Source organism: Helicobacter labacensis, from assembly GCF_003660285.1.
Classification (GTDB): domain Bacteria; phylum Campylobacterota; class Campylobacteria; order Campylobacterales; family Helicobacteraceae; genus Helicobacter; species Helicobacter labacensis.
In genome coordinates, this window is the sequence record NZ_QXQQ01000004.1 from 65,420 (window position 1) to 87,502 (window position 22,083).

Sequence of the window (22,083 nt, forward strand, 5' to 3'; positions counted from 1 at the left end):
TTAGTCCTTTCTGTCATAGTCAAGGACTTTAGGTTCCTTAAAACTTGGGCTATTCTTCCCAGAAGTGTAAAAACTATCAATGGATTGCACTAAATTTAACATGCTAGAGATGTCGCTAAGTTCACCCGCATCGTATTCTGCGCCCGCGTTTTTATCTAAACGCACTAAGGCACGCACTAATTTATTACGCACATTCAAGCGGAGTTTTTCTCTTAGCGTGGTGCTATAATCACAAGCTGTGCTATCGCTCACGCTCTCTCGCTCAACTACAGCATTGCCTGCACTTTGCAAGTGTAACTTTTTAGCTTGAATTCTAATGGCGTGGATTTTGGCGTGCATGGTCTTGGTAATAGGTGTTGTGGCTTTTAGGGCTTTTTGCAAGAAGTCAAGGCTTAGGCTTTTGTTTTCAATAAAACTCTCTTGCACGGCAAGCTTGACTAGGTTTTCTAAATCTGCCCCGCTAAAGCCCTCGCATGCTTTGGCAAGGCTAGCCAAATGGAGATTTTGGGGGTTTTGGTGGCGTTTTTGCAAATGGATTTTTAAAATCTGCTCCCTCTCTGAGGTGCCGGGCAAATCCACAAAAAAGAGTTCATCAAAACGCCCTTTTCTTAAAAACTCGGGGGGAAAGCGGGTGATGTCATTGGCTGTAGCGACAATAAAAACCATACTGGTTTTCTCCTCCATCCAAGTTAAAAAATGCCCAAAAAGCCGTCTGCTCACCTCGTGTGCGCCCTCATTAGCCCCCATACCACTAAAGGCTTTTTCAATCTCATCAATCCACAGCACACAGGGGCTAATCGCCTCAGCTAACTGCAAAGCCGCGCGCATATTCTCCTCACTTTGGCCTACAAATTTGCCAAACAAACGCCCCACATCTAGGCGCACTAAGGGGAGTTTGAATAACCCTGCACACGCTTTAGCACTTAAAGACTTTCCACACCCGGGCACGCCCACCACTAGCACACCCTTAGGCATATCCACGCCCTTTTGCATGGCTAAATCCAAATGGGCGATGATTTGTGCTTGTTGTTCTAGCCAAGCCTTAAGCTTTTCTAGCCCGCCGGTGTGTTCTAAATCCTCGCCCTCTTTAGGGCGCACCATTTCTAAAAGATTGGTCTTTTTAATGCGCTGTTCTTTCTCTTTGATCACAAAATCCCGACTATGAGCATCAATGCACCCCTGCTCATAAAGAGCCAAGCGCAAAATCTGCTCAATCTGCACGCCTCTCAAACCCTTACAATCTAGGGCAAGCTCATTAGCCACTTGGGGTTCTAGGCTTAGGTGGTTGGCTTGCACAAAGTGGTTGATGATTTCTAAAATCTGCGCTTTATCCGGGAAGGGAATGTCAAAAATACGGGTGTAAACTTCTAACTCTTTGGGAATGCTAGGCGTGCCTAAATGGCTAGAGAAAATAAAAATAGTGAGATTATAATCCCATTTAGTGAGAATATGACGCGCCATGCGTTGCAAGAGGGCGACCACTTTGGGTGCTTGTTCTAGCTGTTGGTCTATGTCTTTGAGCACGATAAAGAGTTCTTGATCAAAGGGGCGATCGTAGATGTCTTTTAAAAAGCCCTCTAGGTCTTGGGGCTCTTCTGGCTTTAAGGGTCTTTTAGTAGCAAAGTCTAGCGCGCCTAAGGCGTGGTCAAATTCTAGGCACTCTCTGTCCCCTCTAACTTGTGTAATCAAGCTATCTAAAGCGTCCTTGTCTTGGCAGGGCATGTAGAGAATAGGGGCGTGGGTGTCTATGAGTTGTTGGAGTTGGTGGGCTAAGTTGGTTAGCATGGGAGTCCTTTAAAGGACGGGGAGTTCGAGGATGGTAGCTCCATGACAGATATATTTGTTGAGTATAGCTACCTTCTCCGAAGGAAGGATAATACCGCCAGCAACTCCTCTCACACCTATCTCGGACAATGTGCCGCGAGCGGTATTGAGTTGATAGATGCCAGGATAAGACCTTTCTGGATAGCACGGGAACTCTAGATCGTGTCAAAGTTGTTCATTGTCACTGTTACTCACGACGCAAACAACCATATTTGGTTTTACAAAATAATCCTCATAACTCTTATCGTATCTACCCATTTTACCCACATAAATCCCCATCGAAAATAAATCTTTCATTCGTTGCGATTCATCATAGGACGAATATACGCTGAAATCTAGCACACCGAAAGCCCGTTGCGTAAAAAATTCATATTTTTTAAGCAAATAATGGCACATATATAAAAACAATGCGGCAAAGAATTTAGATTTAGATTCGTAGCTATGAATTAGACAACGACTGAGCACATCCACCCTTTCCATCCTCAACAAATCGCTGTAATCCTCAAGCAACTCTTTTAAAATTGCCTTGCCACTTTCTAGGTCTTGGGCATTAAAGAGCTTATCTCTAAGCGTATTATAAGATTTGAGATAGTCCCTAGGGTCAGGGGCGTGTTGGGGAGCTGGAGGCGTGGCTTGCAAGGTTCGTAACTGCTCTCTGCACGCTTTAAGCTCCGCCTTTAATGCCTCGTTTTCTCGCATGCGCTGGTGGTTTTTCGGTGTCTCTTGGATCATCTGCAAATCCGCCTCTATCCCAAACACCTCACACAGAGCTTTTAAAATCTCCGTATCTTGCGTGGCTGTGATCGCCTCTATGCCCGCTAACTCATTTTGATAACCGCGCGATCTGAGCCAACGCCATAGAGTATTAGTTTTGTAATGCTCCAACACATCTAAGAGATTAAAGTGTTCTTTAAGCTGTTCTAGGCTAGTGATCTTCTCCCCATCACAAGTTAAGGCAAATTTGGCGAGTTTCATGTAGTCCTCCTTGAAAATAAGCCCCCATTATAGGGTTTATTTCCTTTGAATTTGTGTAAAAGACTTGAGGCATGGACTGGATAACTAATCCAATTCTCCAATCAACGCCTCAAGCCATTTACAATACTTTGCACTCGCCTTAGTCTGTGGGTAGTCCTCTTTGTGGTTAAGGATATATTGCAATTTATCCTTGATGGCTTTTTTGACATCCTCATCGCTGGATTGATAAAGGGCTTCGATGAGAGGGAGGAAAGTTTGGTTGTATTGAGCACACTGGAATTCATCGCTGTCTAGTATAGCTTTGAAACATTTTTTTAAATCGAGATTGGAAGCCAACCATGGAACAAGGTTGGGCTTGATATTATTATCTATGCGGACATACTGGTGAACTCTGTCTATAAACTCAGTGATTAAGTTTTTACATTCCTCACTAGCTATTTTTACCTTTGCTGTAATCTTTGCAAAGATCGATTTTGATTCTATATCAAGGTAACCAACATTATTCTCAACAAAAAGACTAAGGTAAGATTGCACTAAATCTAAACACTTTTGCAGACTAAGTGTATTATTTTTGGATTGTTCAAGTACAAATTTCCCAAGTTGTTCATGTTGAACAAGACTCGTTACTCTTGCTTGGATTTTATGATTAACCTCTTCTACTATCTTATCAAAAGTGCCTTGTGTAAGCAAACAATATGAAGCCAAGAATAAGAAATTGCCAAACCAACAGCTACTTCTAGTTGTAAAGGCTCCATATTTTTCAAATTTAGAACAAATATTCGTAAAAATTTTTTCCAAAAAGTTTTGATCAATCGCAATCTGAAAAGCTGTATGGATAAAATATCTAAAAATATCATCCAACTCTTCGGTCTGAAAATATCTAATACTGTAACTGAAAATCTCTTTATCTGCTTGTAGTAGATACAATCCTTTTCCCTTTGTTCTCAGAGCACCAATACTTTTTTCGCACCAATAGCACTCAAGTGCTTTTGTATAAATTACTCTGTGCTCTTCAAATCTTGGGATGGTCAGACAATTGCCAATCCTTAGCCGATCGAACTTGTAAAGCCCCTGCAATGCTTTTTCTAAGTTACAATCCTCGTTGCAAGAAAACCCCCCACTCTCCCAACATGAACGATCTTTTTTAATTTTTCTTAAGAAATAATCCATCTTAGTGAACTGTTGATCAAAGTCACCTTGAAGTAGCCTACTTGGTTTTAACTTGTCTTTTTCGCTTAATGGTGACCTTGAGAATTTTTCTTCCAATCCATCGTTGTTGTGTTCTTGTTCTTTGTGTCCTTTACGCTCACTAGAGTAAAACCCCCAGTATCTGTTAAATTCACTTAAAGGCCATATTTTAAATTCTCTGTTTTTAAAAGCCTCTTCTGATACCTCTCGACACTGTCGATGGATTTCTGGCATCTTCTCATTGTCAATGCGATCTTCAAAACACAAGAAACACTTCAAAAGCTTGTCTTTAAGCGGTATGTCTTCGGACATCTCCAAGCCATTAATTCTTTCCCTCAGCGCACCAAAATCAAAATATATGAGGGCATCTCTTATTTTTTGCATTTCCACATCACTTAGGACTGGTGCTTCATCATATTCTTTGATTCTTTCAAAGAAATATTTTAGCTCTTCTTGAGGACCTAACCTCTTATCAAAGAGCTCACGAAGATACAAGACATGAATGTTTCTGTTTTCATAAAACTCAAATTCAATCGGATCAAATGGGGTGTCTGTCTTAATGAAGTAAGTTGTTTTTGCATTGTCTTGATCTTGATTCACCTTATTTGATTCTGCCTTATCTGAGTGGGAACTTACCCAAGAGATAATTTGTTTAACATTTGGATCACTCAAAGAATAGCCCACTAGAACAACAACATCTGTTGAAAAGACTCCTTTGACATAGTTTTCAATAAAGGGAAAATTTCGACTATATTCCAAATAATCTTTTTCTCGGAATACAATATTTTCATATTCCTCCTCTAAACTTCCATGCATCTTAATGAGTTTTGGCAAGCCCGTTGGACTTCTAATCTCGACATCCTTTTTTATGGTGTCAAAGAACACATGCTCATTAACAACTGCTTGCTCGAATAGATCATCCCAATTTGTTGTGATTAAATCTTTAAGATTGAGCTTAACAATTGCTGAGTGTAAAGCATTTGGTTTAGCACCCTTAAAAATAGCCCGTAACTTTTTGTAATAAACACCTTTCCCAACTTTATTAAAAAACTTTTCAGCTAGAACAGGATAGTTCTCATCTCTCTTAATGTCATCATAAAGTTTTTCTTCAAGCATCTTTATTAGGCCTATCAAACTTTCATCTAGTAGTAAACTAGATTGATCAAAATATTCTTTGATAAAAGCAAGGTAGTCATCATGTCCTTTTGATTTTGAATAAGCACAAATTTCCCTCCTAAGAATATCCATCAATTCCCTCCACTTTGGCAAATCAGAATCGGAGCTGATTCCAGCTCCAGCAAAAATGCTCAAATAATTTTCGTTGTGCGCTTTTCTGATTTTTGCTAAGGATGTTTCGATAAAGGCTTTGTGTTCATCGTCAGCCATTCAATCCCTTTCAACACTTCCTATTTTTATACTAACCCTTTTGGGTTGCTTGTTAAATCTACAGACAAGGGCACTTTTCATAATCCAATCTCTATGTAGAACAGGGGGATGTCCCCATCCGTACTATCACCTCTCGTAATTTCTACCACACCTTTAAGCGACGCACAATAAGATCCTCTTCCTCTTGACACATTTAAAATCCCTTTGTCAGTTTCTCTGTCACAGGGCCCCAACGAACGCATAAGTTGAAGTACAGTACCTAAAATTCCTTCGTCAGTCTCTTTGTCAGCTTCTATGTCACGGGGTCTTTCAATCCCGAAACGACACTCAAGTCCACCATTATTAACGGTATATGTCCTATTAATACAAACTACTTTTTCAAATGTGTGCACTTTCCCTTTTTGAGGAATCATAAGTCTTTCCGGCTGTGTGAAATGTGCAATATCCTGAAAATCAAGTCTAGGGTACTGGTAAATATCGCCATAGTCTTCTGGTAATCTAAACCCCCAAAAATGGACTAGGAGACATAGCAAAAAAATGTGCTCAAGTGAAGGAGCATCTCTTTGTGATAATACTTTTGCATGTAATGGAGTGATGATGTTGCATCCGTTCATTTCAAACAGCTCTGTATAGTTTTGGTCCAACTCTTTCAAAATTGCTTTGCCACTTTCAAAATCTTGAGCGTTAAAAAACTTTTCTTTAAGCGCGTTGTAAGACTTAAAATAATCCCCAAAGTTAGGAGCAGAAACTGGGGGCGTGGCTTGCAAAGCTTGTAACTGCTCTTTGCACGCTTTAAGCTCCGCCTTTAATACCTCGTTTTCTTGCATGCGTTGGTGATTTTTTGGTGTCTCTTGGATCACCTGCAAATCCGCCTCTATCCCAAACACGCCACATAGCGCGCTTAAAATCTCTGTATCTTGCGTGGCTGTGATCGCCTCTATGCCCGCTAACTCATTTTGATAACCCCTTGATCTAAGCCAACGCCATAAAGTCTTAGTTTTATAATGCTCCAACACATCCAAGAGATTAAAATGTTCTTTGAGCTGTTCTAGGCTGGTGATCTTTTCCCCATCACAAGTTAAAGCAAATTTGGCGAGTTTCATTAGTGCCTCCTTAAAAAAGTAGTTCCTGATTATAGAGTTTATTCCCTTTAAGGTGAATACACCAAAGTAGATAGGGTGTAAATGTTAAGACAAAATTTTCAACGCAGACAAGAGTCAAGAAAGACAAGATGGGGATTTTGGCAAGGGAATCAAACCAAAGGGCTGGGTAAACTGGCAGGAAAGGCGCACAGACTAAACCTACGATGTTGCGATTTTTTCCATGCGATTTGGTCCGCCTCTATTCTTGGGTTATAGGCATCACGACAGTGAGGAAGTCGTTTTTTTGGATCACAAAGGGGGCACTTTGTTCATTAAGACAGAGTTCAAAAGTGGGGCTGGGCAAGGCATTAAGGGCATCTAGCAAGTAGCGCGCTTGGGCGTGGATAATGTGCTGATCTAGAGGGGTGCTTGCTTCTATGAAGGTGGAGGCAAAACTAGGGCTTTCAGATTCCAAGGTTTCAAATTCGATCTTATCGGGGTGAAAGATGATCTTAGTGGTCGCGCCCAGGGCGTGGGTGATGTTGATTGCGTCCTTGAAGTCTTGGGTATTGAGTTCCATAGTGTGGGTAAACTGCGTGGGGATCACGCTTTGGTAACTAGGGTATTTTCCGCTGATGAGTTTGGCAAAGAGCACCGTGGAGGCGTTTTTGAAAAACAACATGGTGGGGTTTTTGGGATCATAAAACATCTCAAAATCGCTACTAAAGAGTTTGGTGATCTCCAACATCGCGCGTTTTGGGAGGATAAATTCTCCATGGTCGCTAGGCGATTCTTCTAGTTGCATTTGTGCGCGTGAGAGTCTTCTTGTGTCTGTAGCCACAAGTTCCAAATGTTCTTGCAGGACTAAAAGCGCGCCGGTAAATTCGTATTTGGGGGAGTTGGTCGTGCTGGTGCTAATCACTGGGGCGAGTTTTTTAAAATAATCGCCCAAAGAGGTGTCGCTAAAGCGCACAGAGGGCAGATGCGCATACGGGGGGAACTCAGGAAAATACGCCTTGTCCAGCACGGGCAATTTGAATTTTGATCTCTTGAAGCTCACTAACACAAAATCCCCTTGACTCTCCAGAGTTAAATCCCCCAATTCTAGTTTAGAGAGAATATCTAGGAGATGTTTGGCATTGAGCACCGCGCTACCTCCTTCTTGCGTGTCGATATTGAGCGTTAAACACAAGCCCATCTCTAAATCATTGGCTTGCAAAATCAAGCTTTTGGGCGTGGCTTCTATGCAAATGTGCGCGCTGATATTGCTTGGATCCTTTTTATCCGTGAAGGGCATCAAACCCTTAAGCGCGCTTTCTAACTGGATTTTGGCGATACTAAATTTCATACAAGTCCTTTTGCTAAAGTAGGTGGGGTCTAGATTCCAAAGCCGATATTTTTAGCCCCCTCAAAATTGCCCTGTTTCTCTTTTCTGATCTCAACTAAGAAATCCTCTAGGGTGAAAAGGGGTTGGGGGTAAGTGGCAACCTTGTAAGCCGTGTTTTTCACCACTAGGGCGATCTGTCCCCCGCTGAGGGTGTGGCGCGCTAGGGTGTGGGCTAAACTCTTGGGTGTGTGGGGGGGGGCGTAGGGGGCATTTAGGGGGAGATATTGTTCCCACAAGCGCACGCGTTGTTCGAAAGTAGGGGGTTTAAATTCGATCTTGTGGTTGAAACGGCGTGAAAAGGCGGTATCTAGGGTTTCTAGCAAATTCGTGGTGGCGATAAGCACCCCTTCAAATTTTTCAATCTGGTGCAAAAAGATATTTTGCATCTGGTTGTGCATCTTGTCCGCGCCGCTAGAAGTGGTGGTGCGCGTGCTTAAGAATTGGTCAGCCTCATCTAAAAACAAGATGGGCGCGCTCTTGCATTGCCTAGCGATCTTGTGGTAGTCATCAAAAATCCTACGCACATTTTTTTCCGATTCGCCCACATACATGGATAAAATCTTAGAGCAATCAAAGCCTAGCACCTCCTTTTTCAAACTCTTGGCTAGGGCTAGCGCGCTCATCGTCTTACCCGTCCCCGGAGGTCCATAAAAGATGATCTTAGCTTGGACTTGCGCGCTCTTGCTTATGCCCCATGCCTTAAGGCGCGCTTGCATACACGGCTCCATCTGCTTGCAGAGAATCTCTAGGGTGTCCTTGGTCTTTTGGCTCAAGATCACTAGATCCAAACCCATTTTAGGCTCTAGGGCTTCAAAAATATCGCTGTCTTTGAGGATGTGCTTAAGGGTGGCACCCCCCTTGATGTGCAAATGGGGCGCGCTAAGTGCCCCTAGCACCCACTCTTGTAAGAAGAATTGGCGCACCAAACCCTGCTCGAAAGCATCGAGCAGTTCTTCAAAGTCTATGATGTGCTTTTTGATAAGGGCACTATGGGGGCTTAAAAGCGCGCTGTTTTCTGCGCGCGCGCTCCCATCTACGCTTAGCAAATCCACCAAACTTTTAAAATCACACCCCTCTTCACGCCGATTGTAATCCTCGCTGTAAGCGCTTTTCAATAGGGCAAAAAAGAGGATCTGTTCCTTGGGATTGAGCGCGTATTTGCGCAAGAATCTTTGGATGGACAGGGGAGTTTTGGTGCGCTGTAAGCGGGCAGCGATCTTGTGTTCTAAGAGTTGTAATTGTTGTTGGAAGTGCGCGCGCGCTCTAGGGCTTTTGTGGTGGCATAATTTGGAGAGCAGGTCGATTTTCAAAAACCAATCGTTGTAATAGTCTAGGTGGTCCTCATAGGGAGTGGTGTCTAAAGAGGGGTGGGCGTTACAGCCTTCTTGAGCGAGTTTGAGAAAGGCCGGGCTCAAGCCAATACACCCATCTAAGAGCTCCAAGAGTAAAACCTCTGGGCGTTTGGCGCGCTTTTCCTGGGTGATCCACTCTAAATCTAAGAGGTGTTTGATATGCTTGAGATAACCCAAAGCCAAATGGGCGTTAGTGTTAAAGAGGGTTTCTAATAAGGGCAAAACCTCTAGTTCTGCATGCCCTTTGAGGTATTCTCTGCAGAGATATTGCAAGATCAAGGCTTCCTCTACCCCACATTTAAGAGCGTGGAAAATGCGGGCTTGCTTGATGTCTGTGGCTTGTAAAAAATCAATGAAGTCTTGCATCACGCCTCTGTGGATTTCTTGGCGCGTGTGCTCAAGAAAATAGGCGTGCCTAAAAAGCCAAAACGCGCCCTTAGGGTGTTGATGAGGTAGCGTTTATAGCTAAAGTGCAGGGCTTTAGGGCGATTCATCACCAAAGCGATTTGGGGGGGACTGGAGGCAAACTGGGTGCTGTAGTAAATACGCACAATCTTACCATGGTCGCTGGGTAGGGGGTGTTGCTGGGTGGCTTGCGCAATGACTTGGTTTAGGGTGCTGGTGTTGATGCGCTGGCAAAAGTGTTGGTAAACCTCTACAATCTTGTCTTTAAGGGCGTGGATGTGGCGTTTATCTAGCGCGCTGGTGGTGAGCACGGGCGCGTAGTGCAAGAATTTGAATTTGCGCTTGAAGTCTTGCATAACACGCTCAAACTCACCATGGCGTATGTCCCACTTGTTGAGCGCTACCACCACCCCAAGGCGGTGTTTTTCCACCAAAGCGGCGATCTTTTCATCTAAATCCACAAAGGGCGCGCTAGCGTCTAAGACTAATAGCGCGATGTGGGATTGGGCTAACACCTTGTTTGTGCGATCTAAGGCGTATTTTTCTAACCCGGCGATCTTGGATCGCTGGCGCAAACCGGCCGTATCCACAAAGCAAATCTCTTGATTAGAGTGCATGACGCTTTGATCCACAGGGTTTATAGTTGTGCCCGGCATGGTCGAAACAAGCGCGCGTTCTTGGTGCACCAAGGCGTTCAACAACGCGCTTTTGCCCACATTGACTCGCCCGATAATCCCCACTTGGATAGTAGAGGTGCTGTTTAAAGAGGGGGTTTCTTGAGAGGGGCGCAAAGTGGCATTAATGGCTGCAATGAGGGGGGTAAGCCCGCGTTTGTGGCTGGCTGAAACAAAGAACATCTGCTTGATCCCAAAGCACCCAAAGGTGTAGGCTTGGTGTTCTTCTGCTTGGTTGTCTATTTTATTGACAAGCAGAAAACAGGCTTTGGCGTGTTTTTGGATTTGGTAAACAAGGCGTTTATCCTCCTCTTGGGGAGGAATTTTGCCATCCACCACAAAGAGCACGAGATCGCTTGTTTTGAGCGCCTTTAGATTGTGCTGGTGGATTTGCGTGCCCAAGATGTGGCTAGAGTCAAACCCGCCGGTGTCCAAGAGTTGCACAGCATGCCCTTGCAAATCGACAATCTGTCTTTTAATATCCCTAGTGGTGGTCGCGATGGGCGATGTGATCGCGCTTTGGCTATGGCTAAGGCAATTGAACAGAGAACTCTTACCCACATTGGGTTGACCTACAATGGCGATCTGGTGCACGCGTGTTTCCTTGTGGTTTTAAGCATGAAGTTTTAGTAAAACCCCTATAATTAAGACATAGTAGCCTATTATATGCTTTAAAACTTAAGAAGGGTTTTTAATGCGAAAAGTCTTTGGGGGGCGTGTCGTGGATCGTCTCTATCATCTTACTCTTGTGGGAGTTGGCGTGGCGTTGGGGGCTTTTGGGTGTAGCCACCCCCCTACCAACCAGCCCATTAGCTATAACTTCAACTACAAAGAAGACATCACTAACACGGTGAATCACAACCACGCTCCTGCTAGCACTCCTGCTAGCGCGCACACCACCACGAAGCAAACAATTATCAAGCTCAAACAAGATGGTCCCAAAAAGGTAGTTTTCTCCCAAGAGAATTACTACCCACTAAGCGGTAAAGATGTGGGGATTGTCGAATCGCATGGTAAGTTATTCTTGGAAGTCTATTCGTTCCGCTTGCAAAAATTCATGCAAGGGGAAGCCTTACTCACTAAACGGCAAACCCAAATTTTTTCTCTCAACGATTCAGCCACCCAAATCACCAATATAGAAGGCAAGATCAACACCTATAAATACAGCCAAAAACCCGAACCAGAGGCTAGCATCAACGCGACTTACCAGCGTTATTTGCTCAAACCCAGAACCCCCACACGCTTTGAGATCGTCATTGACAAAATCCCCTATAAATTCAACACCACAGGTTGCCGCGTGGTGGTGAGTAAACAGCTCATAGACACTTTTGCCCAAAGCAAAGAGATCACCATTAACCTAGACTTCAAACGCGAATTACGCAACAAGGCGACTTTTGAACTCTTTTTAGAATGCCCGCGTTAATGGCGACCCCTGGAGGATTTGAACTTCCGTTTCCACCTAGAAAGGGTGGTATCCTTGGCCACTAGATGAAGGGGTCGGGCTTGAAAAGGTGTAAAGAAGTGGCGGAACGGACGGGACTTGAACCCGCGACCCCCTGCGTGACAGGCAGGTATTCTAACCAGCTGAACTACCGCTCCAATGGTGGTCGCTATAAGACTCGAACTTATGACATCCACCTTGTAAGGGTGGCGCTCTACCAACTGAGCTAAGCGACCTTGTGGTGACTCCTAGGGGATTTGAACCCCTGTAACCACCGTGAAAGGGTGGTATCCTGACCACTAGATGAAGGAGCCATGGTGACCCGTGCTGGATTCGAACCAGCGGCCCATTCCTTAAAAGGGAATTGCTCTACCTGCTGAGCTAACGGGTCGCCACGCACAAAAAGGCAATATTACACTATTTACAAGGCTTTGTCAAGTCTAAATGTGCTAACATAACACATCAATGTTTTAAGGTGGTGTTATGGGCTTTGGAGATTTTTTGAAAAACCTTAAAAAGAATAAGGTGCAGGCTTCTAAGCAGGACATGCCCAGCCATTGGATCAAATGCCCCCAATGTAGCGCGCTGATGTATTATAAAGAGGTCTTTGCCAAACACCATGTGTGCTTAAAATGCCATTACCATTTCCGCATGGGAGCTAATGATCGCATCGACTTCTTGTGCGATCCGGGCACCTTTGTGGAGTTTGATAAAGAACTCAAGCCAGTCGATCCGCTCAACTTCGTGGATAAAGAGAGTTACAAACAGCGCATTAAAAAATACCAAGCCAAGACCGGACGCTCTAGCTCGGTGATCGGCGGGGAAGCAGAAATCCATGGGATTAGAATGCAAATTGTGATCTTTGATTTTGCCTTTATGGGGGGTTCTTTGGGCTCTGTGGAGGGGGAGAAAATCGTGCGCGCCATTAGTCGCGCGGTGGAAAAACGACAGGCTCTTTTGATCGTCTCAGCCAGTGGGGGAGCTAGAATGCAAGAATCCACCTATTCGCTCATGCAAATGGCAAAAACCAGCGCGGCTTTAAACAAGCTTTCAGAAGCCAAGTTGCCCTTTATCTCTTTGCTCACCGATCCCACCTTTGGGGGTGTGAGTGCCTCTTTTGCCTTTTTGGGCGATCTCATCATTGCCGAGCCGGGCGCGATGGTGGGTTTTGCAGGCGCGCGTGTGATCAAACAGACTATTGGGACAGAATTGCCCCATGGCTTTCAAAGTGCCGAATTTCTCTTAGAGCATGGTCTTATTGACATGATCATCCACCGCAAGGACTTAAAAAAGAGCATTAGCGATCTAGTGGGTATGCTCACCCACGCATGACCTATTGCGTCTACGCCATCGCCAAAAAAGACCCCCACATCATGGCACTACTAGCCCACCAACAACGCCAATGCCAGCAATTCAACGCCACGCTAGAAATTGTTGATTTGTTGCCCCCTAACCTCCATCACAGCACGCCTAAGAGTGCCCAAGCCCTCTACACCAAAACCCTGAGCCCCTATCTTAAAGCTAATGCCCTGTGCATTGCCATGCACCCTACAGGCAAGCTGTGCAATAGCCAAGAGTTTAGCCAAATTCTAACCAAGCAACCCCGTGTGCATTTTTTCATTGCCGGCGCGCATGGCTTTGCGCCCGATTTTTTGGATCGCTGTTTGGCTCTCTCTTTAAGCCCCCTAACTTTGAGCCACCAGATCGCTAAACTCGTGTTGTGTGAGCAAATTTTTAGAGCTTTAAGCTTGCTAAACCACCACCCTTACCACAAATAAGCCCATTAGCCACTTTAAGCTATAATCTGCATTTTGGAGGAAATGATGAAATTACGCTATTACACGGCCTTTACGCTCTTATTTCTCATTGTGCTGGGCTGGTATATACACGGCATCGTGCCCGGGTATTTCGCCCTCCCCATCGCCACAAGCACCCTAGATTTGCCCATCGCGCTTTGGATCGTGGGGGTGGTGTTGCTTTTTTTTGTTTGCACCTTGTTCTTTGTGCTAATGGGGAGTGTCGCTGGGTTTTGTGCGCGTTATCACGAACGCCGCGACCTGCAAAAGTTGGTGCACCAGATCATAGAACAAGACACCAAGCACAGCTTTGACAAAGCCAGTTACCACAACCCTCTCTTTGCCCTGCTCTCTAGGATTTTGGCGCGTTTTAAACTCCAAGCCGATCCTAATACCCCTGAGAGTGGGCATGAACAATTAGATCGACTCTTTAGCTATTACCAAGACATCAATGAGGAAAGGGAGGTCAATTTACAAAAATACGACTTTTGCCCCCAGAATCCCTTTTACATCCACAATCTCCACAACCAGATCCGCCAAGATTTAAAACGCGCCCAAGAGATTCTCAAAAGCCAAGCCTTTGATGCGCCTCTTAGAAGGCATGCCTTGTTAGCCGTCATCCAAAGGGGTTCTAGCAAGGATTTACTCAAGGCACTCAAAGAAGCCCAGCCTCTCTTAGATCGCACCATTTTGGCGCACCTCTTGGACGCGTATTGGCGTGCTAAGATCCCCCTTAGCCCTGAAGAGATGACGCGTTTGTGCGCGTTGGTGGGCTATGAGAGTCAGGACTACTTGCAACTAGCTAAGCAAACTAAGGCGTTGCTAGCTCCCGATGCGCGTTTTAAATTCTTTGAGTTATTAGCTGCCCAAGACGAACGCGCTGAGAAGAGTTTCTTGTATGTCTTATTGGATTTAGAGATGATCGATCAAGCCAAAGAACGCTTGAGTAGCCACCCCAAAGACGAGTTTATGGTGATTAACGCCTATCTAGAGCTCAAGAGCATGGACAAGAACTACCCCCTAGAAGTGTTCTTTGGGGTGTAGGCGCGCAAAGCCCTAAAAAGCGCGCAAAATGGTGTTGTGGAGTCGTTGGTTGAAATCCTTGGCGTTTTTGAGAGTGCCATTTTCTAACAAGCGCGCGCTATCAAAAAGCAGGTGCGCCACATCGGCAAGCACGGCTTTATCCTCTATCCCTTTGAGTTTTTGCACGATGGCGTGGCTGATATTGAGTTCTAGGGTTTTGGGTTTGTCAGGCACTTCCTGTCCCATTTGGCGCATCCAATTAGCCATCATGGCATCTTGCCCATCGCCCACTAAAGCCACCACAGAAGTCAAGTCTTTGCAGAGGGCGACATCTTTGATCTTATCTTTAAGGGCTTCTTTGAAAGCCTCTACCAGCGCGCTAAATTCTTGTTTCTCACTCTCACTCACTTCCTCCAAACCCAATTCTTGGAGAGTTTCTAGCGCGCTGGCATCCTTGAGAGGAGTTTTGTCATATTCTTGCACATTGGGGATTACAAACGCATCGACCTCATCGCCCATCAAGAGCACTTCAAAGCCCTTTTGGGCGTATTTCTCCAGCAAAGGGGCGGCTTTGAGCAAATCTAAATTCTCTCCGATTAGATAGTAAATACTCTTTTGTGCGGCGGGCATGTTGGCTTTATACTCTTTAAGGGAAAGAAAATCCGCGCCCTTAGAGCTAGCAAAGCGCAACAAATCCAAGAGTTTATCTTGGTTGTCAAAGTCCCTATGCAAGCCCTCTTTAAGCACCTTGCCAAATTGGGTGTAGAATTTCTTGTAGGTGTCTGTGTCTTTGGCAAGGGTGGCGATCTCATTGAGGATCTTCTTGGTGGACGCGCTTTTGATATTGGCTAGGATTTTGGTTTGCTGTAAAATCTCGCGGCTCACATTCAGGGGCAAATCCTCGCTGTCTATGATTCCACGCACAAAGCGCAGGTATTGGGGCAGGAGTTCTTTGTCGTTGTCGGTGATAAACACCCGTTTGACATAGAGTTTCACTCCAGATTGGTAATCCACGCGGAATAAGTCAAAGGGGGCGTTAGCGGGGATATAAAATAGCGTGCTGTATTCTAGTGTGCCCTCCACTTTGCTATGCACCCATGCCAAAGGCGCGCTATTATCATGGGCAAAACTCTTGTAAAACTCTTGGTAATCCTCATCTTTGAGATCGGCTTTATTCATGCGCCAAATGGCGCTTGCGCTGTTAATTTGGGCGCATTTTTCCTCTTGGATTTCCTTTTTATCATCCCCCTCGCCCTCAGTTTTACTCTCTGTGTAGGTTAAAAAAATGGGGAAGGGGATGTGTTCGGAATACTTTTTAATGATATTTTCAATTTCCCAGCGGTTGGCAAATTTTTGTGCCTCTTCTTTGAGGTAGAGTGTGATCGTGGTCCCAAAGCCCTCTTTGACACAGGGGCTAATTTCGTATTCCCCCTTACCATCGCTCATCCACGCATACGCCTGTGTGTCTAGAGGTTTTTTACTCTGCACCACCACCCTATGCGCAGCCATGAAGCTAGAGTAAAAGCCCACCCCAAATTGCCCGATCAGGGCGTTCTCTTTTTTGCGATCCCCGCTTAGTTGGGAATCCTTGTTCAATTGGGCTAGGAAATTTTTTGTGCCCGATTGGGCGATCGTGCCTAGGTTGGTGATGAGTTCTTGTTCGTCCATGCCAATGCCATTGTCAGCGATGGTGAGGCTCTTTTGGTTGGAGTCAAAACTCAAGTGGATTTGGGGGGTGAAGTCTAGTTGTTTGTAAGCTTCATCGCTGAGCACAAGGTAATTGAGTTTGTCTAGCGCATCAGAGGCGTTAGACACTAATTCGCGCAAGAAAATTTCGGGATTGGAATACAAAGAGTGGATCATCAAGTCCAAAAGCTGGTTAATTTCGGTTTGGAAGGCGTGTTTTTGTCCCATTAAAACTCCAAGATTTAAATAGTGTAGCGCGCGATTATAACATAAAACCGGTCTAAAAAACATGTTAAAATGCCTCTTTAGCCAAAGGGTGGTGATGTTGAAGAGTCTCTTAGAAAATTTGCCCTCTTCTGTTTTGCGCTTGGGGGTCTTGTTTAGCGGAGAGGGTTCTAATATGCAAGCCTTAGTAGAAAGCTTGCACCAGCGCGCTTTTTGTGGCACAAGGTCTATTGTGATGGAAGTGGTGCTGTGTTTGAGCAATAACCCTAAAGCTCCCGGGATCGCGCGTTGCGCCAAATTGGGCGTGCCCTGCGCGATCTTAAAGCCCTCCAACTACCCCACACCCCTAGACTTTGATCGCGCCTTGATCGCGCATTTACAAACAGCGCGTTGCCATATCATCTTGTTAGCGGGTTATATGCGCCTAGTGAGTCCTCTGTTTTTAGAGCATTTCCCTACTTTGAATATCCACCCCTCCATGCTCCCCCATTTCAAGGGCAAGGACGCGTTGCGCGCGAGTTTTCAAGCCAAGCAACACACAGGGGTGAGTGTGCACATAGTAACCCCCAAGCTAGATAGCGGTCCTCTGATTTGCCAACAAGCCCTAGAAGTCGAACCCCAAGAGAGTTTAGAGAGTTTTGCCCAACGCCTCCACGCCCTAGAACACCAGTTATACCCTAAAGCCCTCTTACAAGCTTTGGGACTCAAGAGTTTGGCTTGAGCGATTTTCTCATTTTAGCCATTGTAACCCCCCTAGTGGTGCTAGCTCCCTATGTGAGTAAACTTAGCAAAATGCCCGTGGCTGTGCTAGAGATTCTCTTTGGCGCGTTGGGGGTGTATGTGGGCTTGTTTATCCCTAGCCCGGGCTTTGATTTGATCGCTGAAGTGGGCTTTTTGTTTTTAATGTTTCTATGTGGCATGGAAGTGGATCTCTACATGTTCAAACACTTGGATCGCGCCCTGCTCAAGCGCATCGTGTTTTACTTTGGGATTCTCTACGCGCTTTCTTCGACCATCACTCTAAGCGCCAAACTCCCCGCGCTCTACATCATTATTCTACCCATTGTGAGCTTGGGGATGATCATGACCTTAGTGCGCGACTATGGCAAGGAGATGCCATGGCTGGATTTAGCCCTCAAAGTGGGGGTGTTAGGGGAGCTCACCAGCATTATCTTATTAGTGATTGTGGATGGGATTTATCTGCATGGGATCAGCTTACAACTTAGCAAGACTCTAGGCATTTTGTTAGCCTTTATGGTGGCTATTGTGGGCTTGGTGCAACTCTTTAAGATTTTATTTTGGTGGTTTCCACGCCTGAAACTCTTTATCATGCCCACTAGCAACGAATCTAATCAAGATATCCGCTTTACCATCATGTTGTTCTTTGGGTTAGTGGTGATTGTGGGGTGGCTGAAATTAGAATTAGTCTTGGGGGCGTTCTTGGCAGGCATGATCGTTTCGACCTTCTTCCCCCACAAACACGAATTATTCAATAAACTCAATGATGTGGGCTTTGGGTTTTTTGTGCCCCTATTTTTTGTGCATGTGGGATCCACTCTAGATTTAAAATTAGTCATCGCCCACCCCAAACTCATCTCCCATGCCTGCGCGATCCTATGCGCCATGCTAGCCTTGCACCTGAGCGCGAGTTTTGTGCTTTTTTGGCGCTATTTCAAGCAAAGCCTTTATACAGCCATGTTCGCCTTGAGCGCATCCATGCCCCTAACCTTTCTCATCACTGCGGCAAGTGTGGGGCTAAGAGTGGGCGCGATCGATCAAAACACCTATTATTCTCTAGTGATTGCGGCTATCTTTGAAGGGGTGCTATTCACTAGCACCATCAAGTTTCTCATGCGAGGCAAGGGTAAACCCCCCACCCTTAAAGTTTAGAAGCTGTAGAGATAGGCGACATACACAGAGTAGTCGCGTTTAAGATTGTAACGCCACCACTGCGCGTGCAAGAATTTATTCACCAATAGCGGGACTTTAACCCCCAATTCCACGCCATTATGCTTGTAAAGATTGGTGCGCAAACCCAAATCCAGCCACACCTGAAAACTCACGGGTGAAAACCCCGGGGTTTGACCTGATAGCTTTTTGAGTTTTTGCTTCCAGTAATCTGTGGCTGAACTCGTCCAACTATTGCCCCCGATCGCCACGCCCGCAAAAAAGCCCACACTCGCATTGGTTTTATCAATGAAATTGCCCAGCGCGTCCATGCCCACCCCCCATGCGGTCATGTTCAAGCGGATATCTTGGGCGCGCCCATTGATGAATTGGGAGGCGATTTGGGGACCTAAATTGGCATGCCCGAAGTTAAAAAAGCCATAGTAGCGCAAGCCCACCCATTTGCTCTTGGCGTTTTTGGGTTTAAAGAAAAACTTCTGCCCCACTTGGATGCCAAACCCATTGAGCGCGCCATTGTCGTATTTAGCATGCCAGCTTACATTCGTGCCCTGCCAGTTATTGTAATTAGGTCCTGTGCCAGGCGGGTAGAGACTCCCCCCAATCCACTGGCTATTGACATTGCTATACAACCTTGCCTGCCCGATTTGATAATTTGCCCCCAGGTAAACGCCATTTTCTTCGGCTAAAAGCCCACTCACCGATCCTAAAACTAGAGATATACCCAAGCAAAGCCGCTTCATTACCATCCTTTAACCATAAAAAAAATTCAATGTGGAGGCAATAATAGCATGTTTAAACTCAGAAAACAAGATTTTCATCTTTTTTTTTATGCTTAACCTCTTGCCTGTGCAAATCTAGTATAATACTCCCGCTAAATTTCACCATAAGAGCGCACCTTGCCAGATAATATTACGATCTATGGGGCTAGAGAACACAATCTCAAAAATATTACTTTGACTCTGCCTAAAAACCGCTTTATCGTGTTCACCGGTTTGAGTGGTTCGGGGAAGTCCTCTTTAGCCTTTGACACCCTCTATGCTGAAGGGCAACGGCGTTATTTAGAATCCCTCTCCAGTTACGCGCGCCAGTTTTTAGAGCGCGTGGGCAAGCCCGCGGTAGACAAGATCGAGGGCTTGACTCCGGCCATTGCCATTGATCAAAAAAGCACTAGCAAAAACCCACGCTCCACCGTGGGCACGATCACCGAAATTTATGACTATTTACGCCTTCTGTATGCGCGTGTAGGCACACAACACTGCCATTTGTGTGGCGCGCCCATCGCTTCTATGAGCGCAAGCGACATCATCGAACAAGTGATGCGCGCGTTTCAGGGGCGCACGATCTTAATTTTAGCCCCCCTTGTGCGCGATAAAAAGGGGAGTTTTAAAGAAAAGTTGCAAGCTCTGCGCTTAAAGGGTTTTGTGCGCGCTCTCATCGATGGGGTGTTGGTACGCTTAGATGAACAAATTGAACTCTCTAAAACTAAAAAACACACCTTAAAATTAGTGTTAGATCGTGTGGTGGTGCAACCAGACAACCAAGCGCGCATGGCTAACGCGATTGAGCGCGCCTTAGCAGAGAGTTATGGCGAAGTAGAAATTGTAGATGTACAGAGTCAAAAGGGGGCGCATTACAGCGAACATTTAGCGTGCTTTGCCTGCAAAGTGAGTTTTGAACCCTTAGAACCCTTGAGTTTCTCTTTCAACTCTCCTAAGGGAGCGTGTGAGGCATGCACGGGATTAGGGAGCAAGTTAAGCTTAGACATGGCTAAAATCCTAGAGCCCCACGCCCCTTTGAGTCATATCAAAGTGATCTACCCCAATAGCTATTACCGCGCGTTTTTAGAGGCTTTCTGCCAGAGTTATGGGATTGGCATGCATGTGGGTTTCAACGATCTAGATTCCCAGCAACAAAAAGCCCTATTGTATGGGAGCGCGCAAGAAGTGCGCTTTGTGTGGAGAGAAGAATCCTTGCAACGCCCATGGAAAGGGATTGTGCAAATGGTTTATGAAATCATCAAGGATTCGCGCGATTTACAGCATTACATGCACGAAACCCCCTGCGCGCAATGCCAAGGGCATCGCCTCAAAGGCGCGTCTTTGGGGGTAAAAGTCGCTAATTTGGGGATCGCCCAGATTTTAGACATGCCCATTGAGCGCGCGTATGCCTTTTTTAGCGATGCGGACCACTTTGCCTACCTAAACCCCCAGCACGCCCGCATTGCCAGCCCCATTTTAAAAGAGATCGCAGAACGCCTTTGCTTTTTGGTGTCTGTGGGGCTGGGGTATTTGACTTTGGGGCGTGATGCTAGGAGCATTAGCGGGGGGGAGAGTCAGCGTATCCGTATTGCTAGCCAGATAGGGAGCGGGTTAACCGGGGTCTTGTATGTGTTAGATGAGCCTAGTATCGGCTTGCATGAGCGCGACACGCTCAGATTAATAGAAACTTTGCAACACCTGCAACAAAAGGGCAATACCCTCATCGTGGTTGAACATGACAGAGAAACCATCAAACAAGCCGATTTCATCGTGGATATTGGACCTAGGGCGGGCAAACAGGGGGGGGAGGTGATCTTTAGTGGGAGTGTGCCAGAACTTTTACAAAGCGCGCACTCCACCGCGTTGTATCTAAGCGGGCGCAAAGTGATCGCACGCCCCCATTATGCGCGCACGCCCCCCGCGCACTATTTAGAACTCCAGCAGGTGAGTATCCACAATATCCACAACTTGGGCGTGAAAATCCCCTTGGGACGCTTTGTGTGTGTAACTGGGGTGAGCGGGAGTGGGAAAAGCTCGCTGGTTTTGCAAACTCTGCTTCCCATCGCCCAAAACGCCCTTAACCACGCTAGATCGCCTTTAAGCCTAGGTGTCCAAATTGGCGGCTTAGAGCATTTAGACAAGGTGATCTACTTGGATCAAGCCCCCATTGGCAAGACTCCGCGATCCAACCCGGCCACTTATACGGGGGTGATGGATGAGATTCGCGCCTTTTTTGCCCAAAGTAAAGAGGCGCAGGTTTTGGGATATAGCGCGAGTCGCTTTAGTTTCAATGTGAAAGGGGGGCGTTGTGAAAAATGCCATGGGGAGGGGGATATTAAAATTGAAATGCACTTTTTACCCGATATTTTGGTGCGTTGTGATGCGTGCAAGGGGAGCAAATACAACCCTGAAACTCTAGCCATTAAGATCAAGGATAAATCCATTGCCGATGTGCTGGCTATGAGTGTGCAAGAAGCCCTAGAGTTTTTTGCCAAAATCCCCAAAATCGCTACTAAATTGCAAACCTTGATCGCGGTGGGTTTGGGCTATATCACTTTGGGGCAGAACGCCACCACTTTGAGCGGAGGGGAAGCCCAGCGTATCAAGCTGGCTAAAGAATTGAGCCGTAAAGACACGGGTAAGACGCTTTATATTTTAGACGAACCCACCACGGGACTCCACTTTGAGGACATCCAGTTACTCATCAATGTCTTGCACTCTCTGGTGGAATTGGGCAATTCCATGATCGTGATAGAGCACAATTTAGATGTGATTAAAAACGCGGATTTTTTGATTGACATGGGACCTGAGGGGGGGAGTGGGGGAGGCAAGATCATCGCGCAGGGCACCCCCCTAGAAGTAGCCCAGCAACATGCCCAAAGTGGCAGCTACACCGGAAAATTCCTAGCCAAAGAGTTAGGGCTAGAATAACTATTCCTCCTCTTGGGGTTTTTTAGGCGGGGGGGGTGGGGG

Annotated in this window: 16 protein-coding genes and 5 tRNA genes; 7 read left to right on the forward strand and 14 right to left on the reverse strand. The window is 45.8% G+C overall.

The features are described 5' to 3' along the window. The 7 genes from EAO33_RS02560 to der all read right to left on the reverse strand — a co-directional run bounded on the left by EAO33_RS02560 (window position 1) and on the right by der (window position 10,867). Window positions 1-1,785 (reverse strand): AAA family ATPase, encoded by a 1,785-nt coding sequence (locus tag EAO33_RS02560; RefSeq protein WP_120944674.1) that lies wholly within the window; start codon window positions 1,783-1,785, stop codon window positions 1-3. 204 nt (window positions 1,786-1,989) lie between these two features. Further along, complete coding sequence (locus tag EAO33_RS02565; RefSeq protein ID WP_120944676.1) at window positions 1,990-2,799, reverse strand: hypothetical protein; 810 nt, start codon at window positions 2,797-2,799, stop codon at window positions 1,990-1,992. 84 nt (window positions 2,800-2,883) lie between these two features. Continuing rightward, a complete protein-coding gene (locus EAO33_RS02570) occupies window positions 2,884-5,373 on the reverse strand; it encodes an SIR2 family protein (RefSeq protein ID WP_120944678.1) in 2,490 nt (829 codons plus the stop codon). A 77-nt stretch (window positions 5,374-5,450) separates the two neighbouring features. After that, window positions 5,451-6,476, reverse strand: a complete 1,026-nt coding sequence (locus tag EAO33_RS02575; protein WP_120944680.1) for a hypothetical protein — start codon at window positions 6,474-6,476, stop codon at window positions 5,451-5,453. Between the two features lie 238 nt (window positions 6,477-6,714). After that, the gene (dnaN, locus tag EAO33_RS02580) at window positions 6,715-7,803 is read right to left on the reverse strand and encodes a DNA polymerase III subunit beta (RefSeq protein WP_120944681.1); all 1,089 of its coding nucleotides are present in this window, start codon (window positions 7,801-7,803) and stop codon (window positions 6,715-6,717) included. 29 nt (window positions 7,804-7,832) lie between these two features. Then, complete coding sequence (locus EAO33_RS02585) at window positions 7,833-9,560, reverse strand: AAA family ATPase (protein WP_120944683.1); 1,728 nt, start codon at window positions 9,558-9,560, stop codon at window positions 7,833-7,835. After that, window positions 9,560-10,867, reverse strand: coding sequence for a ribosome biogenesis GTPase Der (der, locus tag EAO33_RS02590; RefSeq protein WP_120944685.1), 1,308 nt, complete (start codon window positions 10,865-10,867; stop codon window positions 9,560-9,562). Before der ends, EAO33_RS02585 begins: the two co-directional genes overlap by 1 nt. A gap of 100 nt (window positions 10,868-10,967) precedes the next feature. Between der and EAO33_RS02595 the strand changes: the two genes are divergently transcribed. Next, window positions 10,968-11,696 (forward strand): cell surface protein, encoded by a 729-nt coding sequence (locus EAO33_RS02595; protein ID WP_120944687.1) that lies wholly within the window; start codon window positions 10,968-10,970, stop codon window positions 11,694-11,696. Here the strand turns inward: EAO33_RS02595 and EAO33_RS02600 are convergent. From EAO33_RS02600 to EAO33_RS02620, 5 genes are all read right to left on the reverse strand, one after another. Continuing rightward, a tRNA-Glu gene (locus tag EAO33_RS02600) sits at window positions 11,697-11,772 on the reverse strand. 23 nt (window positions 11,773-11,795) lie between these two features. Beyond that, window positions 11,796-11,872: transfer RNA gene (locus EAO33_RS02605), tRNA-Asp, on the reverse strand. 2 nt (window positions 11,873-11,874) lie between these two features. Beyond that, a tRNA-Val gene (locus EAO33_RS02610) sits at window positions 11,875-11,950 on the reverse strand. Window positions 11,951-11,953: 3 nt separating this feature from the next. Then, a tRNA-Glu gene (locus tag EAO33_RS02615) sits at window positions 11,954-12,028 on the reverse strand. Between the two features lies 1 nt (window position 12,029). After that, window positions 12,030-12,105: transfer RNA gene (locus EAO33_RS02620), tRNA-Lys, on the reverse strand. A gap of 92 nt (window positions 12,106-12,197) precedes the next feature. On the opposite strand from EAO33_RS02620, the gene accD reads away from it, so the two are divergent. From accD to EAO33_RS02635, 3 genes are read left to right on the forward strand one after another with little or no spacing between them, the layout of a single operon-like run. Next, a complete protein-coding gene (gene accD, locus EAO33_RS02625) occupies window positions 12,198-13,046 on the forward strand; it encodes an acetyl-CoA carboxylase, carboxyltransferase subunit beta (RefSeq protein ID WP_120944690.1) in 849 nt (282 codons plus the stop codon). Next, a complete protein-coding gene (locus EAO33_RS02630; RefSeq protein WP_120944693.1) occupies window positions 13,043-13,492 on the forward strand; it encodes a 23S rRNA (pseudouridine(1915)-N(3))-methyltransferase RlmH in 450 nt (149 codons plus the stop codon). Before accD ends, EAO33_RS02630 begins: the two co-directional genes overlap by 4 nt. Window positions 13,493-13,537: 45 nt before the next feature. After that, window positions 13,538-14,554, forward strand: a complete 1,017-nt coding sequence (locus EAO33_RS02635) for a hypothetical protein (protein ID WP_120944695.1) — start codon at window positions 13,538-13,540, stop codon at window positions 14,552-14,554. 12 nt (window positions 14,555-14,566) lie between these two features. Here EAO33_RS02635 and htpG read toward each other — a convergent pair whose 3' ends face one another. Further along, the gene (gene htpG, locus EAO33_RS02640; protein ID WP_120944726.1) at window positions 14,567-16,447 is read right to left on the reverse strand and encodes a molecular chaperone HtpG; all 1,881 of its coding nucleotides are present in this window, start codon (window positions 16,445-16,447) and stop codon (window positions 14,567-14,569) included. A gap of 94 nt (window positions 16,448-16,541) precedes the next feature. Between htpG and purN the strand changes: the two genes are divergently transcribed. Next, window positions 16,542-17,165, forward strand: coding sequence for a phosphoribosylglycinamide formyltransferase (gene purN / locus EAO33_RS02645; RefSeq protein ID WP_235853007.1), 624 nt, complete (start codon window positions 16,542-16,544; stop codon window positions 17,163-17,165). Next, window positions 17,162-18,334 carry a cation:proton antiporter gene (locus EAO33_RS02650; protein ID WP_120944699.1) on the forward strand — a complete coding sequence of 391 codons (1,173 nt, stop codon included), beginning with the start codon at window positions 17,162-17,164 and terminating at the stop codon, window positions 18,332-18,334. Before purN ends, EAO33_RS02650 begins: the two co-directional genes overlap by 4 nt. Here the strand turns inward: EAO33_RS02650 and EAO33_RS02655 are convergent. Continuing rightward, entirely contained in the window at window positions 18,331-19,092 is a 762-nt protein-coding gene (locus tag EAO33_RS02655) for an outer membrane protein (protein ID WP_120944701.1), read from the reverse strand. The two genes, EAO33_RS02650 and EAO33_RS02655, sit on opposite strands and share 4 nt — an antisense overlap. Window positions 19,093-19,248: 156 nt before the next feature. On the opposite strand from EAO33_RS02655, the gene uvrA reads away from it, so the two are divergent. Then, window positions 19,249-22,041: an excinuclease ABC subunit UvrA gene (gene uvrA, locus EAO33_RS02660; protein WP_120944703.1), complete on the forward strand. Its 2,793-nt coding sequence runs from the start codon at window positions 19,249-19,251 to the stop codon at window positions 22,039-22,041. Window positions 22,042-22,083 lie beyond the last annotated feature (42 nt).